Here is a 15,328-nt window from a genome sequence, read left to right as displayed (position 1 = left end):
GCGCCGACCTCTCGCGCCGGATGGGCTGTGGGCGCGGTGGGTCCTCCTCAGGCTAGCCCCGAAACCCTGGCGGCGATGACGATTGCGCACCCGATTCACCTCAGTTGGGAGCAGCATGGACAGCATGCACGAGCTGTCGCTGTGCGAATCGATCGCGGCGGTGGTCCGGCCGTACGCGGGCGGCCGGCACGTCACGGTGGTGCGTGTTCGGGTGGGCGCGTTGCGACAGGTTGTACCCGAGTCGCTGGAGTTCTGTTGGTCACTGCTGCGCGAGCACGAATGTATGCCGGACGCCGAACTGGAACTGGAAGTGGTGCCCGCCGAGGTGGACTGCAGGTCGTGTGGGCGGCGCGGACCCATCGAGTCGCGGTGGTCGGTGCTGTGTCCAGCCTGCCGCAGCGCCGATGTACGGGTGGTGCACGGTGACGAATTCCTGGTCACGTCGCTCGACGTCACCTGAAGGCGAGAAAGGAGCGCGCGGTGGGCCGATTTCACCGTCACGAGGACGGTACCGAGCACAGCCACGACCATGGCGACCACACCGGCTACGACACCGGTACCCACCGGGTCGACGTCCTGAAATCGATCTTCGCGGAAAACGACATCCGCGCCTCCTACAACCGGGAGGCCTTCGAGTCGAACGGCATTCGTGCCCTGAACATGATGAGTTCACCAGGATCCGGCAAGACGACGGTGCTGGCGGCCACCCTCGACGAACTGGCCGGCGAGTTGGCGGTGGGCGTGGTGGAAGGCGATATCGCCACCGACCTGGACGCCGCAGCACTGCGCGGCCGGGGCGCCCAGATCACACTGCTGAACACCAGCAACGGTTTCGGTGGCGAATGCCACCTGGATGCGCCGATGGTCAACCGCGCCCTGCAGGGCCTCGACCTGCCGGCATTGGATCTGGTGATCATCGAGAACGTCGGAAACCTGGTGTGCCCCGCGGAATTCGACGTGGGAGAACACGCCAGGGCGATGGTCTACTCGGTGACCGAAGGCGAGGACAAGCCGCTGAAGTACCCAGTCATGTTCCGCGCGGTGGACGTGATCCTGCTCAACAAGCTCGACCTGGTGCCCTACCTGGATGTGGACGTCGACCGCTATCTGACCCACGTGCGGGAGGTGAACCCCACGGTGCCGATCCTGCCCGTCAGCGCCCGTACGGGTGAGGGCATGACGGCCTGGTTCACCTGGGTTCGGCGGTTCGCATCCATGCGCAAGCATGTGATTGACATCACAGCTGCGCTGGAGTAGACCCAGAACCAACGCCGCGCAAGTGGGCCGATGGTCGACTCCGGCGGCGCCAGGGGTGCAGTTCGCCCCGGGAAGCCGCAACATGGCGGGAGAAGCAGCAGTCAAAGCGGAGCAGACGCTGATCCACGTGTTGTGGATCAACGCGGGTCTGAGTTGCGACGGCGATTCGGTGGCGCTGACGGCAGCCACGCAGCCGACCATCGAGGAGATCGCCCTCGGCGCCCTGCCCGGCCTCCCCCAGGTGGCCGTGCACTGGCCGTTGATCGACTTCGAGTGCGGCCCGAACAACGGCGCCGATGATTTCCTGCAGTGGTTCTTCAAAGCCGATCGGGGCGAACTCGATCCGTTCGTCCTCGTCGTGGAGGGCTCGATTCCCAATGAGGACCTTCACGACGACGGTTACTGGTGTGGGTTCGGCAACGATCCCGCGACCGGGCAGCCGATCACCACCAGTGAGTGGCTGGACCGGCTGACACCCAAAGCCACCGCCGTGGTGGCCGCAGGCACGTGCGCCACCTATGGCGGCATACATGCCATGGCGGGCAATCCGACCGGCGCGATGGGGGTGCCGGACTATCTCGGTTGGGATTGGAAGAGCAAGGCCGGCATTCCGATCGTGTGTGTGCCGGGCTGTCCGACGCACCCCGACAACCTCTCCGAGACACTGACCTACCTGTTGTACATGGCCACCGGGCAAGCGCCGATGATTCCGCTGGACGACGCGTTACGCCCGACCTGGCTGTTCGGTATGACCGTGCACGAGGGATGCGACCGGGCCGGCTACTACGAGCAGGGCGATTTCGCGACCGAGTACGGCTCGCCGAAGTGCATCGTCAAGCTCGGGTGCTGGGGTCCGGTCGTGAAATGCAATGTGCCGAAACGAGGGTGGATCAACGGGGTCGGCGGCTGCCCGAACGTCGGCGGCATCTGCATCGGGTGCACGATGCCCGGTTTTCCGGACATGTTCATGCCGTTCATGGATGAACCGCCCGGCGGCAAGCTGTCCACCACCGCGTCTGGGCTCTACGGCTCGGTGATCCGCAGTCTGCGCCACATCACCGGCCGCACCGTCGACAAGGAACCAAGCTGGCGTACACGCGGGGATGAGCTGCTCACGGGCGCCCGGCGAACCTGGTGAGCGCACGACACAGAATGCGAAGATCGATGACAACAATCATCCCAGAGCCGTCCCAGATCAACAGTCAGCCAGGCCAACTCGTCGACATGGCGTGGGATCCCATCACCCGCATCGTCGGCAGCCTCGGTATCTACACCAAGATCGACTTCGAGAACCGCCAGGTGGCCGAGTGCCACAGCACCTCGTCGATCTTCCGCGGCTACTCCATCTTCATGAAGGGCAAGGATCCCCGCGACGCGCATTTCATCACCAGCCGGATCTGCGGGATCTGCGGCGACAACCACGCCACCTGCTCGTGCTACACGCAGAACATGGCCTACGGCGTCAAGCCCCCGAATCTCGGCGAGTGGTTGGTCAATCTCGGCGAGGCCGCGGAATACATGTTCGACCACAACATCTTCCAGGAGAACCTGGTGGGGGTGGACTACTGCGAGAAGATGGTGTCCGAGACCAACCCGGGCGTGCTGAAGAGAGCCGAGAACGCGGCGGCGCCGCACGCCGACGCGCACGGCTACCGGACGATCGCCGACATCATGCGGGCGCTCAATCCGTTCACCGGCGAGTTCTACCGCGAGGCACTGGTGGTGAGCCGCTACACCCGCGAGATGTTCTGCTTGATGGAAGGCCGCCACGTCCATCCCTCGACGCTGTATCCGGGCGGGATCGGTACGGTGGCCACCATTCAGCTGATGACCGACTACATGACCCGGCTGATGCGCTACATCGAATTCATGAAGAAGGTCGTGCCGATGCACGACGATCTCTTCGACTTCTTCTACGAAGCCATACCGGGTTACGACAAGGTGGGGCTGCGCCGCACCCTGCTGGGTTGCTGGGGCTCGTTCCAGGACCCGGAGGTGTGCAACTTCAACTACCGGGACATGAACCAGTGGGGCGACGCCATGTTCGTCAGCCCCGGTGTGGTGGTCGACGGAAAGCTCGTCACCCACTCCCTGGTCGACATCAACCTGGGTATCCGGATCCTGCTGGGCAGTTCGTATTACGACGACTGGACCGACCAGGAGATGTTCGTCCGGACCGACCCCCTGGGCAATCCGGTGGACCGTCGCCATCCGTGGAACCAGCACACCAACCCACGCCCACAGAAGCGCGACATGGACGACAAGTACAGCTGGGTCATGTCACCGAGGTGGTTCGACGGCACGGAACACCTGGCGCTCGACACCGGCGGTGGCGCCCTGGCCCGTATGTGGTCCACCGCGCTGGGGGGGCTGGTGGACATCGGTTACGTCAAATCGACCGGCCAGAGCGTACAGATCAACCTTCCCAAGACCGCGCTCAAGGGCCCGGTCGAATTGGAATGGCACATACCGCAATACGGCAGTAACACCTTGGAACGCAACCGGGCACGGACATACTTCCAGGCCTACGCGGCCGCCGCGGCGCTGCACTTCGCGGAGAAGGCGCTGGTGGAAATCCGCGCCGGCCGCACCAAGACCTGGGAACCGTTCGACGTGCCCGACGAGGGCATCGGCTGCGGCTTCACCGAGGCGGTACGCGGGGTACTGAGCCACCACATGGTGATCCGCGACGGCAAGATCGCCAACTACCATCCCTATCCGCCGACACCGTGGAACGCCAATCCGCGAGACAGTTACGGCACGCCGGGCCCGTATGAGGATGCCGTACAGGGCACACCCATCTTCGAGGAGAACAGCCGGGAGAACTTCAAGGGCATCGACATCATGCGTACCGTGCGCAGCTTCGACCCGTGCCTGCCGTGCGGTGTGCACATGTACCTCGGAGACGGGAAGACCCTGCAACGGCTGCACTCCCCCACCCAGACAGCCACCGGGGAATGACCGACGAGCGTTGGTGGCGCGGGGCGGGTGAGCGAATCCAGGAGCTACTCGACGCGGTCAGCTCACCCGCCGTGAATGCGGCGGTGACACGGGAGCGTGCTGAGCAGCTCGTCGCCGAGGTCGCGGGACTGTACGGTGCCGCGCTGGCGCGCATGGTGGCGCTCAGCGACACCGATGCGGTGAACCGTTACGCGCGCGATGATCTGGTGGCCAGCCTGCTCGTGGTGCACGGGCTGCATCCACACGATATCGGGCGCAGGGTCTCCGACGCACTCGACAGTGTCCGGCCCTACCTCGGTTCGCACGGCGGCGACGTCGAATTGCTGGAGGTGACCGCCGATTTCGCGGTCCGGCTCCGATTCACCGGCAGTTGCAAGAGTTGTCCGTCGTCGGCGGTCACACTGGAGCTGGCGGTCGAAGATGCGCTGCGCGCCGCCGCACCGGAGATCAGCGAGATCGAGGTGGTCACCGGACCCGCAGCACGCGTTGATCTCCCGGTGATTCCGGCCCAATCTCTGTTCGGGCCGGTGCGTTCACGCAACGCCACCTCGTGGCACCCGGTACCGGGCCTGGCTGATCTGGCCCCGGGTGAAACCGGCGGTTTCGACATCGGCGGTGTCGACGTGCTGGCCTGCCGCATCGATGACCAGCTCTTCGTGTACCGCGACCACTGCGCCGGCTGTACCGGCACCCTCGCCGGTGCCGTGCTGCGGCGTCACCCCGGCCGGCCCGATCCGGTATTGCACTGTCCACGCTGCCACGCCGAATTCGACGTGGTGCACGCCGGCATCGCGTGCGGTGGCACCGCCGGGCACCTGGAACCCGTGCCCCTCCTGGCGCGCGACGGCGTGCTGTGCGTGGCCACGGCGGAACCGACAGGACTGACCGTATGACCACCCCCTACGAGGTGTTGTCCCGCATCGCCTCCAGACCATCCACCGCAGGCACCGGTGAGCGCTGTGAGATGTGTGCCGAGGCGATCGGCGACGTGCACCGGCACGTGGTGAACATCCAGGGCCGTCAGCTGATGTGCGTGTGCAGAGGGTGCCATCTGTTGTTCACCGACTCGACGGCCGAACTGCGCTACCGGGCCGTTCCGGATCGGTACCTGGCGTTCCCCGGCTTCGAGGTGGGCACCCAACTGTGGGCCGCAGCGCAGATTCCGGTGGATCTGGCTTTCCTGTTTCACAATTCGGTGCTGCACAGGGCCGTCGTGTTCTATCCGGGACCGGCCGGCGCCACCGAATCCGAGATGGATTCCGAGGCGTGGGAACACGTCGTCGACGCCGATCCCCGCGTCGGCATGATGACCGCCGATGTCGAGGCGCTGCTGATGCGCGCGACCGGAAGCCACACCCAGTGCTTCCTGGTCCCGATCGACGCCTGCTATGAGCTGGTCGGCGGGTTGCGCAGGCGCTGGCGGGGTTTCGACGGTGGGCAGCAGGCGCGCCGATACCTCGACGAGTTCTTCGAACAGATCGCCGGCCGTGCACGAGGTGTCCCGAGGTGACGGTGTTGACAGGTGCCGTGTCGTTCGGGGTGCTCGACATCGCCCCGGAGCCATACGCAGTGACTCCCCAGCTGGCTGCCCGGGTGTCGTGCACCGCCGACGAACCCGTTCACGCCATCGCTCTGCGCGCCCAGGTACGCATCGAGCCGTCTCGGCGCCGGTACTCCGACGCCGAAGCTGCCGGGCTGCTGGACCTGTTCGGGCCGCGACAGCGATGGGCGGATACCCAGCGCACCTTCCTGTGGATGCACACCGGCACCATGGTGCCCGGGTTCACCGGCGCCACGCAGGTCAGCCTTCCGCTGCAGTGCACCTATGACTTCGAAGTAGCGGCCACCAAATACCTGCACGCCCTCCGCGAAGACACCGTGCCGCTCCAATTCCTGTTCAGCGGAACCATTTTCATTGCGGGTCAATCCGGATTCGCGGTGCAGCAGGTGTCCTGGGACCGCGACGATCGGTACGACATGCCTGTCGAGGTGTGGCGCGACCTGATGTCCCGCCACTATCCCGATCACGGATGGGTACGCCTGGGCCACGAGACTGCCGCGGCGCTGGCGCGGTTCAAGTCGGTGCGGGGCCTGCTGGATCTGGACGCGGCTGTCGCGGCGCTGCTCGGCGAACTCCCCGAGGGAACCCCATGAGCGACCACTGGGAACCGGTGCGCCGGATTGCAGACGCGGTGCTCTATGAGGGTTACCTGCTCTACCCGTACCGGGCGTCGTCGGCCAAGAACCAGTCCCGCTGGCAGTTCGGCGTCCTGGGGCCTCCCGGCGCCGCCGACAACGCTCTGGGCGAGGACAATTCGCTGACGGCCCAGGTCCCCGTCACCGATATGCGCGATCTCGAGGTGACGGTGCGTTTCCTGCATCTGCAGCACCGGCGAGCCGAACGCGCCACCGGTGACGGCCGTTACCAGCCGGTCGATCAACTGGACTCACCGGCGGGATCCTGGCTCACGTGGGACGAGGCGGTCGAGGTGGAACGGACGTTCACCGATATCGGTTTCGGCGCTCCCGTCTCCTTTCCCGTGGTGGCGCCGGCGCATACCGAGGTCGAAGCAGTGCCCGGGGGCCGGCTGGTGCGCGATCGTGCGGAGATCCGCGGGACGCTGGAAGTTCGCATACATCCGGAGGGCCTTGCGGATCTCGTCACGATCACCGTGGCCAATTGCGGTTCGCCGGCCGTCGACCGTAGGGACGCGGTCGCCCGCTCGATGCTCGGTGCGCATGTCATCGCCCACACGGGGTCCGGAAACTTCGTGTCTCTGCTCGAGACGCCGCCGCATCTGCAGGCAGCCGTGGACCGGTGCCGCCATCACCGATGCTTCCCCGTGCTGGCCGGCCCGCCGGGCAGCCACCACGATGTGCTGGTTTCGCCGATCATCCTCTACGACCATCCCGAGATCGCTCCCGAGAGCGCAGGTGCGCTCTACGACTCGTGCGAGATCGACGAGATACTCACGTTGCGCGTGATGACGATGACCGATGAGGAGAAGGCGCAGGCCCGCGCCACCGACCGGTACGCCGGTCGCGTCATCGACCAGTGCGACGGGATGACGGCCGAGGCCATGTTCGGTCTGCACGGCGCCCGACGGGACCCCGACACCGCAGAGCGTCCGCGGGAGTCCGTGCGGGTCGGCGAGACGGTGGTGACAGCAGGCAGCCGGGTCCGGCTGCGACCATCGCGACGAGCCGACGCCCAGGACATGTTCGTCGCCGGAAAGACGGCGAGAGTCACCGCGGTGCACGAGGACCTCGACGGCGCCATCCACGTGGCCGTGGTGGTTGACGACGATCCCGCCGCCGATCTGCACGACTGGTATGGGCGTTACCTGTACTTCTCACCAGAGGAAATCGAACCCCTTCCCGAGAGGAGCACGACATGGAGGTGATCGGACGGATCGCCACCGCACTCTTCGCCGGCGTGGTGATCGCCGGCGTGGTGGTGGGTATACGGTCCATTCCCGATATCAAGCGTTATCTGAAGATGCGGCACATGTAGCCCGTGCGCCCACAGATTCTGGTTGCCGGGGTCGGCAACATCTTCCTCGGCGACGACGGCGTCGCATGCGAGGTGATTCGTGTTGTCCGGCAGGGTGATTGCCTCGGTGAGGACGTCCGGGTGGTCGACTACGGCATCGGGGGCATGCACTTGGCGTATGACCTGCTCGACGACTGCGACGCGCTGGTCCTGGTCGACGCACTGCCCGACAATGGCGCCCCCGGTGAGATACGGGTGTTCGAAGCCGACCTACAGGAGCTGCCTGCCGCCGGCGGCCTCGAGGTGCACAGTGTGGACCCGGGTGCGGTGATGGCGACCTTACGCACCCTGGGCGGCACCCCGCCGCGCACCATTGTGGTGGGGTGCCAAGTGGGTGAACTCACCGAAGGAATCGGCCTCTCGGACGCGGTCGGCGCGGCCGTCCCCCTGGCCGCCGACGCGGTGCGATCCGCGGTGTCCATGCTGCGTAAGGACTTTGCGGAAGCGAGGCCGAGCTGATGTGCCTGGGCATCCCTGGACGCGTCATCACGATGCTGGACGGATACGGTGACCAGCTCGCGCTGGTGGACGTGGCCGGTGAACCGCGAAAGGTCAATGTGGGCATGCTCGCCGAGGAGACGTTCACCGCCGGGGACTGGGTGATCATCCACATGGGTTTCGTGGTGGAGAAGACTGACGAAGCCGGAGCGCGGGAGGCATTGGCCGGCATGGAACTGCTGCGTTCCGGTGTCGATCAGCCGGAACCGCCGTGAGTTCGGCATTGTTCGCCCGTTACGCCTTTCCGCCCAACGAGTTGGGCTACTGCGGGCCACCGGATGCCTCGGTTCTGCTGCAGCCGAACGCACCCGAGCAGGTACAGCGGCACGCCGAAGGTTTCGCCGGCGCGTGGCCGTATCTGCAGGAGATCGGCGCCGCGTGCGGCCTGGACCCCCTGGACTCCGAGGTGGTGCGCAGTTACTGGGTGGGAGGGCCGTTGCTCGACCGGGTGGACCCCGTGCAGCTGGTCAGCAGGATCCGCCGGGTCATGGCGGGCCAACCGACCGGACTCCTCGATGCGCTGCCGGACGACGCGCACGCCCTGGCGCATCACAGCTTTCACGTCTTGGTGGTGTACCCGTGGATCCGGTTCCTCGTGTCGGGTCCGGAAACACCGCTGAAGATCTTGCAGGACTGTCGTATCCGTTGGGGCGTGGTGACGTCGGTGGGCAACGAGCACGCAGTGATCGAATCGGCTCCCCTGCGTTTCGATGGGGAGTGGCTGTCGTTGGGACCGGTACGGCCCGAAACCGTGCGGTGGTGCCGCGCTGAGACCAGATTGTCCCCCCGTCCGCGCCCCGGGCAAACCGTTTCGGCTCATTGGGATTGGGTGTGCGAACCCTTGGACGCGGCGGAATGCGCGGCGCTGGTGCAGGCCACCCAGGCGACACTGACGCTGGTGAACCGGATCAGCGCACCACGGCCGGGTGCGGCACCCTCGGCGAGCCGAGGATCTCCCGGTGCGAAGCCGGTCTGCGACCGTCCTCGTCGGTGATGCCGTAGCGCTGCGCGAGTTCGGCGCCGATCAACGTCTGGCCGCTGATCTCGGCGAGATCGGGATCGTGGTAGAGCGCATTCACCAAATGCCCGGTGAATTCCGGAGTTTCGGCGTGCTCTGCGAACTCGGCAAGGCCGTGCGGATTTCCCTCGAAGGCCCGGCGCAGCTTCTCGGTCAGCAGGATGCCCATCCAGATCGACACCACCGCAACACCGGTGCCGCGGAAATCCACCGCCATGTCAGCCGCCAACTTGTCCACGCCGGCCTTCTGCGCACCATAGGCAGGACCGTGCATATAGCAGACCGACCCGGGCGACGAGGTGAACACGATCAGACCCCGGTCCTGGCCCACCATCAACCGCGCCGCGTGCCAGGACGCGACGTAGCCGGACCGCAACCCGACGTCCAGCACGTCGGCCAACCCGATCGGTTTGTCCCAGAAGGGTGCGGGGTTGGTCAGATCCTCATGGATGGCTGCGGCGTTGTTCACCAACAGATCCAGCCGACCCGACTCCTCGGCCACCCGCGCGAACAGCTGTCCCACCGACTCGTCGTCGGCGTGGTCGACACGGACCGGCACACCGTCACCGCCGGCCGCCGACACCTGGGCGGCGGTGGCCTCGATGGTGGTACGCCGGCCCGATTTCGCATCGGAGCGACCGGTCACGTAGACGCGCCATCCCGCGGCTCCCAGCGCTGCGGCGATACCCCGCCCCGCTCCCCTGCTGGCGCCGGTGACCACCGCTGTCTTGCGGTGCATGTCAGTCGAGCAGTCGTCGCGCGACGTTGGTGCTCACGAGGTCGAGCAGCTCGTCCGCGCGGCCGGCGAGGATGGTGCGAATGGCGTACAGGGAGAACCCCTTTGCCTGCTCGACGGTGATCGCGGGCGGGATGGACAGTTCCTGGCGGGCGGTGACCACATCGATCACCGCAGGACCGGGGTGGGCGAACGCGTCGCGCAACGCTGCGTCGAGGTCGCCGGGGCGTTCGACGCGGCGACCGAACATTCCCATGGCCTGCGCGACGGCCGCGAAGTTCGGGTTCTCCAACTCGGTGCCGAAGTTCACGATGCCCGCTGCCTTCATCTCCAACTCGACGAAGTTCAGCGACGAGTTGTTGAACACCACCAACTTGACCGGCAGCTTGTTCTGCATCAGGGTGATCAGCTCACCGAAGAGCATCGTCAGCCCGCCGTCACCGGCGAACGCCACCACCTGGCGGCCGCGGTCGGTGGTCTGGGCGCCGATGGCCAGCGGCAGCGCGCACGCCATGGTGCCGTGATTGAAGGAACCGAGCAGTCGCCGCCTGCCGTTCATCTGCAGATAACGCGCCGCCCAGACCACCGGGGAACCCACGTCGACGGTGAAGATCGCGTCGTCACTGGCCAGCTGACTGGTCAGGGCGGCAAGGTATTCCGGCCGGATCGGCGTCTTGTCCCGATCGTTGACCGCCAACGCGTCCAACGACTTGCGGGTTCTGCGGTAGTGCGCAAGGCAACGCTGCAGATGGGTGTCGTCGGTTTTCCGGGTGAGCAGAGGCGCCAACGCGGCCAGTGTGTCGGCCACCGTGCCCACCAGGGCGAGGTCGACGGGAGTTCGGCGGCCGATGTTGCGGCCCCGGATGTCGACCTGGATGACGGTGGCGTTGTCGGGATAGAACTGTTGATACGGAAAGTCGGTGCCCAGCATCAGCAGGACGTCGGCTTCTTTGATCGCCTTGTAGCCGGACGCGAAGCCGAGCAGCCCCGTCATCCCGACGTCGTAGGGGTTGTCGTACTCGATGTACTCCTTACCCCTGAGCGCATGCACCACGGGTGCCTGCAACGTGGCGCACAGCTGCAGCAGCGCCTCGTGCGCACCCGCGACGCCCGCTCCGCCCAGAATGGTGATGTTGTTGGCGCCGTTGAGGATCGAGGCAGCGCGGGCCAGTGCGTCGTCATCGGGTCGCACCACCGAACTGGTGGGCAACACCGGCGCGGCCCACGGCGAGATGTCCGCCTTGGCGTTGAACACCTCCCCGGGGACGACGACGACAGCCACCCCGTTCTCCTCGACGGCGGCCCGCATGGCCATGGACAGGATGCGGGGCAGCATCTCCGGGGTGCTGACCAGTTCGCAGTAGACGCTGCACTCCTTGAACAACTCCTGCGGATGCGTCTCCTGGAAGTACTCGGATCCGATCTCGGTCCGCGGGATGTGGGCAGCCAGCGCCAGGACGGGGACACGGCTGCGTTGCGCATCGAACAGGCCGTTGATCAGATGCAGGTTGCCAGGGCCACAGCTGCCCGCGCACACCGCGAGCCGGCCGGTCACCGCGGCATCGGCGGCCGCGGCGAAGGCGGCCGCTTCCTCGTGACGGACGTGCTCCCAGGTGACTTCGGGTGCACGCCGGATCGCGTCGGTCAGCCCGTTGAGACTGTCACCGGGCAGTCCGTACACCCGGCGCACCCCGCTGCTCTGCAACGCTGAGATGACGTGATCGGCAACTGTGGTCATCGCACCAGCGTAGCTACCACCACCAGGAGGACAGCGCTTCGAGGTGACGTCGGCACCGGTGCCGGGCGATGCTGGTGTCGCCGTCGGTGATGGCCTCGATGATGCGGGCGTGCGCCCGGTGCACCTCGGCGGCGTCCTCGGCTCCCGGCATGGGATTCATGGTGGAACCCCAGTGCCTGCGGAAGAGCTCGACGAGAATACGCAGGTACAGGTTCAGGACCCGATTTCCGGCCCGCTCGGCGAGGTCGGTGTGGAAGTAGAACTCCGCGAGCCCGGCTTCCCTGGGATCGTGGTGGTCGACGACCGGGGGCTGCTCGGTGAGGAAGCGGACGACATCGGGGTCGTGGCGACGCTGAACCAGCCGCGCGACGTTGCTGATCTCGATGGCATCGCGGACCAGGCTCAGGTCCCCGCGGCTGGGTTTGCGGTATTCCAGGTACAAGGCCACGGCATCGACGCTGGCGCGGTGTACGGGCTCGGTGATGAACAACCCTCCACCCGGCCCGCGGCGCATGCGCGCGACAGAATGGTATTCGAGTATCCGAACAGCTTCGCGCAGAACAGATCTGCTGACCCGATAGCGTTCGAGCAGCTCGGTTTCAGTGCCGAACAATGTCGCTGTCGGCCACCCTCTGGCGGCGATGTCGTCATGGATGGCCGAGGCCACCACTTCGGCCAGCTTCTCCTGCGCGCCGACGGTCACCGGCGCATCGTCGGTCCCGCGCCCAGGCACGTGGTGGCGGCGCAACCAGGCCGCCACCCCCGCCACGTGCTTGCCGGTCAGGGTTTGTGCCGCGGCGGCGTCACCGGCTGCCACCGCCTCCACGATCCGGGCGTGGTCGGCGGTCAACCGCTCGACGGCCGATGCGATCTTTTCCTGCGGCGCTTGCGATTCGACCGCGTACCGCGCGGTCAGACGAATCAGTACGTCGATGAACAACGCGAGCACGGGGTTGCCGGTCAACTCACCCAGCACGGGGTGGAACTCCTCGACCACCGAACGCAGCCGCGCTATGCCGGCCTCGTCGATCTGCCGTGCGGCCAACTCGGCGGCCAGCGGCTCGAGCACCAGCCGGGCATCGAGTAGTTCGTCGATCGTCACGCCGAGATACTCGAGATAGATCACCACCGCGCGCGTGGCCGGTGCGGCGTCCGGGGCCACCACGATCAACCCGCCGCCCGGGCCTCGCCGCATCCGGGCCACTTGATGGTGCTCGACCAGCCGGACGGCTTCGCGCAACACCGATCGACTGACCCCGTACTGCTGTTGCAGCGCGTGCTCGGAGCCCAGCGATTCGCCGACCGGCCAGCCGCGGCGGATGACGTCCGCCTCGATCTGGCGAGCCACCTGGGCCGCTTTGCCGGGCCGTTCGTCGTCGGGATCCGGACGCACCTACTTGATCAGCGGATCGCGCGGCATCCCGAGGATCCGTTCGGCGATCTGATTGCGGGACACTTCCGAGGTGCCGCCGGCGATCGCCATACCTCGTGCCCCCAGGGTCATCAGGTTCACCATCGCCGCCGAGCCGTCCATCAGCGCGGCATCGGCCCCGAGAAGCGCCGAGGAGATCGCGGCGTGCTCGCCCATGTGCTCGGCGAGTTTGAGTTTGGTGATGTTGCCTTCGGGCCCCGGCCCGGCGCCTTCGATGCTGCGCACCGCGCGGCGCAGATTGAGCAACCGCATCGCGTGATCGTCGGCCAGGTAGTTGCCCACCCGGATCCGCACGCCTGCCACCCGGTCTGCGTGTTTGTCGGCCAGCGGCACCAACGCGGCGGCCGCGATCTCGCTGACGCCGGACCCGCCGCCGATGCTCACGCGCTCGTTGCCCAGGGTCGCGCGGGCCACCGTCCACCCGGTGTTCGGCTCCCCCACCACGTCCTCGTCGGGAACGAACACGTCGTTGAAGAACACCTCGTTGAACTCCGAGCCACCGCTGATCATCCGCAACGGCCGGATCTCGACCCCCGGCGCTTTCATATCGATGATCACCGTGGTGATACCGGCATGCTTGGGAACATCGAAATCGGTTCGTACCGTGGCCAATCCACGCCGGCAGTAGTGCGCACCGCTGGTCCACACCTTCTGCCCGTTGATCTTCCAGCCGCCGTCGACGCGGGTGGCGCGGGTCTTGATGCCCGCGGCGTCCGACCCGGCGTCCGGCTCGGAGAACAGCTGGCACCAGATCTCTTCTTTACGCAACGCGCGAGCAACGAAACGTTCGATCTGCGAGGGTGTTCCGTGCTGGACAAGGGTGAGGATCACCCAGCCGGTGATGGAGTAGTCGGGTCGTTTGATGCCCGCGGCGGCGAACTCCTCTTCGATGACCAACTGAGCGACGGCGTCTGCGGCCCGCCCCCATGGCCTGGGCCAGTGCGGCATCACATAACCGGTCTCGATCAGCTTGTCCAGCTGGTCCTGGTCGGCCAGCTTGGCGATCTCGGCGGCGTCGGAGCGGATCTGGGCACGCAGTTCCTCGGCCTCGGCGGGCAGGTCGAGGCTGTTGGCCCGGGTGACACCCGCGGCGGTCAACGCGAACACATCAGCCGCGGGCCCGTCACCGCCCAGCACGGCGCGCAGCACCAACGCCCGCCGCAGATGCAGGTGCGCGTCGTGCTCCCAGGTGAATCCGATGCCGCCGTGCACCTGGATGTTCAGTTCGGCGTTACGCACATAGGCGGGCAGTGCCTGGGTGGCGGCTGCCGCGGCGATCAACTGGAACGCCTGCTCGTCCTCGGAGCTGGCTCGGGCGGCATCCCACACCAGTGCCACCGCGGATTCCGCGGCGACGATCATGTTGGCGCAGTGGTGCTTGATGGCCTGGAATGTGGCGATGGTGCGGCCGAATTGCTGGCGCACCTTGGCGTACTCGACCGCCGATTCCACACAGTCACCTGCGCCGCCGACGGCTTCGGCGGCGAACAGGACCCGGGCGCGCGCGAGAGCCGCCGCCCGCGCACCGGCCAGGACGTCGTCGTCGGAGACCTCGACGTCGTCGAGCACCACCCGTCCGGACCGCCGGGTCGGATCCAGGTTGTCGGGAACGTCGACGCTGATCCCGGCGCGGCCGCGGTCGAGCACCAGCACGTCGTCGCCGACGGCCAGCACCAGCAGGTCGGCCAGCCCGGCGCCGAGCACCACACCGGCTGAGCCGCTGACGCGGCCCCCGCTCAGGGTGAGGTCACCGCCGAAGCCCACACCGGCGAGCAGGGAGCCGTCGGTCAACCCCGGCAGCAGACGGCTTTTCTGGTGGGCGGAACCGGCATGGTCCACCACAGCGGATGCCACCACGGTCGGGACGAACGGGCCGGGGGCCACCGCCCTACCCAGCTCCTCGATCACCACCACCAATTCGGGCAAACCGTAACCGGACCCGCCGTATGCCTCGTCGACGTGCAATCCGAGCCAGCCCAACTGGGCGAGATCGTTCCAGAACAGCGGCCGGGGCTCGTCGGGCGAATCGAGCAGCTCGCGCGCGGCGGCCCTGACTTTCTGTGCGGTGAGGAATCCCCGCGCGACCTCACTGAGTTCGCGGTGGTCGTCGGTGAGAGCGATAGCCATGAAAAGAG

General features: G+C 66.7%; 16 protein-coding genes. 12 read left to right on the top strand and 4 right to left on the bottom strand.

The genetic code is table 11. The features are described 5' to 3' along the window. Window positions 1-124: 124 nt before the first annotated feature. The 12 genes from NL241_RS12565 to NL241_RS12510 all read left to right on the top strand — a co-directional run bounded on the left by NL241_RS12565 (window position 125) and on the right by NL241_RS12510 (window position 9,263). A complete protein-coding gene (locus tag NL241_RS12565; protein ID WP_494398298.1) occupies window positions 125-460 on the top strand; it encodes a hydrogenase maturation nickel metallochaperone HypA in 336 nt (111 codons plus the stop codon). Between the two features lie 20 nt (window positions 461-480). After that, on the top strand, window positions 481-1,257 hold the full coding sequence (gene hypB / locus NL241_RS12560) for a hydrogenase nickel incorporation protein HypB (RefSeq protein WP_494397715.1): 777 nt from the start codon (window positions 481-483) through the stop codon (window positions 1,255-1,257). An 82-nt stretch (window positions 1,258-1,339) separates the two neighbouring features. Then, entirely contained in the window at window positions 1,340-2,395 is a 1,056-nt protein-coding gene (locus NL241_RS12555; protein ID WP_494397714.1) for an NADH-quinone oxidoreductase subunit B family protein, read from the top strand. Between the two features lie 26 nt (window positions 2,396-2,421). Continuing rightward, window positions 2,422-4,218, top strand: coding sequence for a nickel-dependent hydrogenase large subunit (locus NL241_RS12550; protein ID WP_494397713.1), 1,797 nt, complete (start codon window positions 2,422-2,424; stop codon window positions 4,216-4,218). Next, the gene (locus tag NL241_RS12545; RefSeq protein ID WP_494397712.1) at window positions 4,215-5,111 is read left to right on the top strand and encodes a NifU family protein; all 897 of its coding nucleotides are present in this window, start codon (window positions 4,215-4,217) and stop codon (window positions 5,109-5,111) included. Before NL241_RS12550 ends, NL241_RS12545 begins: the two co-directional genes overlap by 4 nt. Then, window positions 5,108-5,728, top strand: coding sequence for a DUF5947 family protein (locus tag NL241_RS12540; protein WP_494397711.1), 621 nt, complete (start codon window positions 5,108-5,110; stop codon window positions 5,726-5,728). The genes NL241_RS12545 and NL241_RS12540 overlap by 4 nt, the downstream gene beginning before the upstream one ends. 5 nt (window positions 5,729-5,733) lie before the next feature. After that, complete coding sequence (locus NL241_RS12535; protein ID WP_494398297.1) at window positions 5,734-6,372, top strand: DUF6084 family protein; 639 nt, start codon at window positions 5,734-5,736, stop codon at window positions 6,370-6,372. After that, the gene (locus NL241_RS12530; protein ID WP_494397710.1) at window positions 6,369-7,622 is read left to right on the top strand and encodes a hypothetical protein; all 1,254 of its coding nucleotides are present in this window, start codon (window positions 6,369-6,371) and stop codon (window positions 7,620-7,622) included. The genes NL241_RS12535 and NL241_RS12530 overlap by 4 nt, the downstream gene beginning before the upstream one ends. Further along, window positions 7,613-7,732 (top strand): DUF6893 family small protein, encoded by a 120-nt coding sequence (locus NL241_RS12525; protein ID WP_494397709.1) that lies wholly within the window; start codon window positions 7,613-7,615, stop codon window positions 7,730-7,732. The genes NL241_RS12530 and NL241_RS12525 overlap by 10 nt, the downstream gene beginning before the upstream one ends. Before the next feature lie 3 nt (window positions 7,733-7,735). Beyond that, window positions 7,736-8,230, top strand: a complete 495-nt coding sequence (locus NL241_RS12520) for a hydrogenase maturation protease (protein WP_494397708.1) — start codon at window positions 7,736-7,738, stop codon at window positions 8,228-8,230. Continuing rightward, window positions 8,230-8,484: a HypC/HybG/HupF family hydrogenase formation chaperone gene (locus NL241_RS12515; protein WP_494397707.1), complete on the top strand. Its 255-nt coding sequence runs from the start codon at window positions 8,230-8,232 to the stop codon at window positions 8,482-8,484. Before NL241_RS12520 ends, NL241_RS12515 begins: the two co-directional genes overlap by 1 nt. Next, window positions 8,481-9,263, top strand: coding sequence for a DUF6390 family protein (locus tag NL241_RS12510; protein ID WP_494397706.1), 783 nt, complete (start codon window positions 8,481-8,483; stop codon window positions 9,261-9,263). Before NL241_RS12515 ends, NL241_RS12510 begins: the two co-directional genes overlap by 4 nt. Here NL241_RS12510 and NL241_RS12505 read toward each other — a convergent pair. The 4 genes from NL241_RS12505 to NL241_RS12490 are packed head-to-tail and all read right to left on the bottom strand — an operon-like array spanning window position 9,178 to window position 15,320. Further along, window positions 9,178-10,026 carry an SDR family NAD(P)-dependent oxidoreductase gene (locus NL241_RS12505; RefSeq protein ID WP_494397705.1) on the bottom strand — a complete coding sequence of 283 codons (849 nt, stop codon included), beginning with the start codon at window positions 10,024-10,026 and terminating at the stop codon, window positions 9,178-9,180. The genes NL241_RS12510 and NL241_RS12505 overlap by 86 nt on opposite strands. 1 nt (window position 10,027) lies before the next feature. Then, the gene (gene poxB / locus NL241_RS12500; RefSeq protein ID WP_494397704.1) at window positions 10,028-11,761 is read right to left on the bottom strand and encodes a ubiquinone-dependent pyruvate dehydrogenase; all 1,734 of its coding nucleotides are present in this window, start codon (window positions 11,759-11,761) and stop codon (window positions 10,028-10,030) included. Between the two features lie 13 nt (window positions 11,762-11,774). Further along, entirely contained in the window at window positions 11,775-13,154 is a 1,380-nt protein-coding gene (locus NL241_RS12495) for a FadR/GntR family transcriptional regulator (protein WP_487688731.1), read from the bottom strand. Beyond that, window positions 13,155-15,320: an acyl-CoA dehydrogenase family protein gene (locus NL241_RS12490; RefSeq protein WP_494397703.1), complete on the bottom strand. Its 2,166-nt coding sequence runs from the start codon at window positions 15,318-15,320 to the stop codon at window positions 13,155-13,157. Between the last annotated feature and the right edge of the window lie 8 nt (window positions 15,321-15,328).

The organism is Mycolicibacterium sp. SMGY-1XX, from assembly GCF_059132455.1.
The sequence above is the reverse complement of the archived record's forward strand: the minus strand, read 5'-3'. Positions and strand labels throughout refer to the sequence as shown.

What these genes read in the sequence shown, in the direction of transcription:
- NL241_RS12550 (WP_494397713.1), top strand. Translation starts at nt 2,422, where the DNA reads ATGACAACAATCATCCCAGAGCCGTCCCAGATCAACAGTCAGCCAGGC.
- NL241_RS12515 (WP_494397707.1), top strand. Translation starts at nt 8,230, where the DNA reads ATGTGCCTGGGCATCCCTGGACGCGTCATCACGATGCTGGACGGATAC.
- NL241_RS12505 (WP_494397705.1), bottom strand. Translation starts at nt 10,026, where the DNA reads ATGCACCGCAAGACAGCGGTGGTCACCGGCGCCAGCAGGGGAGCGGGG.
- NL241_RS12565 (WP_494398298.1), top strand. Translation starts at nt 125, where the DNA reads ATGCACGAGCTGTCGCTGTGCGAATCGATCGCGGCGGTGGTCCGGCCG.
- NL241_RS12540 (WP_494397711.1), top strand. Translation starts at nt 5,108, where the DNA reads ATGACCACCCCCTACGAGGTGTTGTCCCGCATCGCCTCCAGACCATCC.
- NL241_RS12525 (WP_494397709.1), top strand. Translation starts at nt 7,613, where the DNA reads ATGGAGGTGATCGGACGGATCGCCACCGCACTCTTCGCCGGCGTGGTG.
- NL241_RS12490 (WP_494397703.1), bottom strand. Translation starts at nt 15,320, where the DNA reads ATGGCTATCGCTCTCACCGACGACCACCGCGAACTCAGTGAGGTCGCG.
- NL241_RS12555 (WP_494397714.1), top strand. Translation starts at nt 1,340, where the DNA reads ATGGCGGGAGAAGCAGCAGTCAAAGCGGAGCAGACGCTGATCCACGTG.
- NL241_RS12530 (WP_494397710.1), top strand. Translation starts at nt 6,369, where the DNA reads ATGAGCGACCACTGGGAACCGGTGCGCCGGATTGCAGACGCGGTGCTC.
- poxB (WP_494397704.1), bottom strand. Translation starts at nt 11,761, where the DNA reads ATGACCACAGTTGCCGATCACGTCATCTCAGCGTTGCAGAGCAGCGGG.
- NL241_RS12545 (WP_494397712.1), top strand. Translation starts at nt 4,215, where the DNA reads ATGACCGACGAGCGTTGGTGGCGCGGGGCGGGTGAGCGAATCCAGGAG.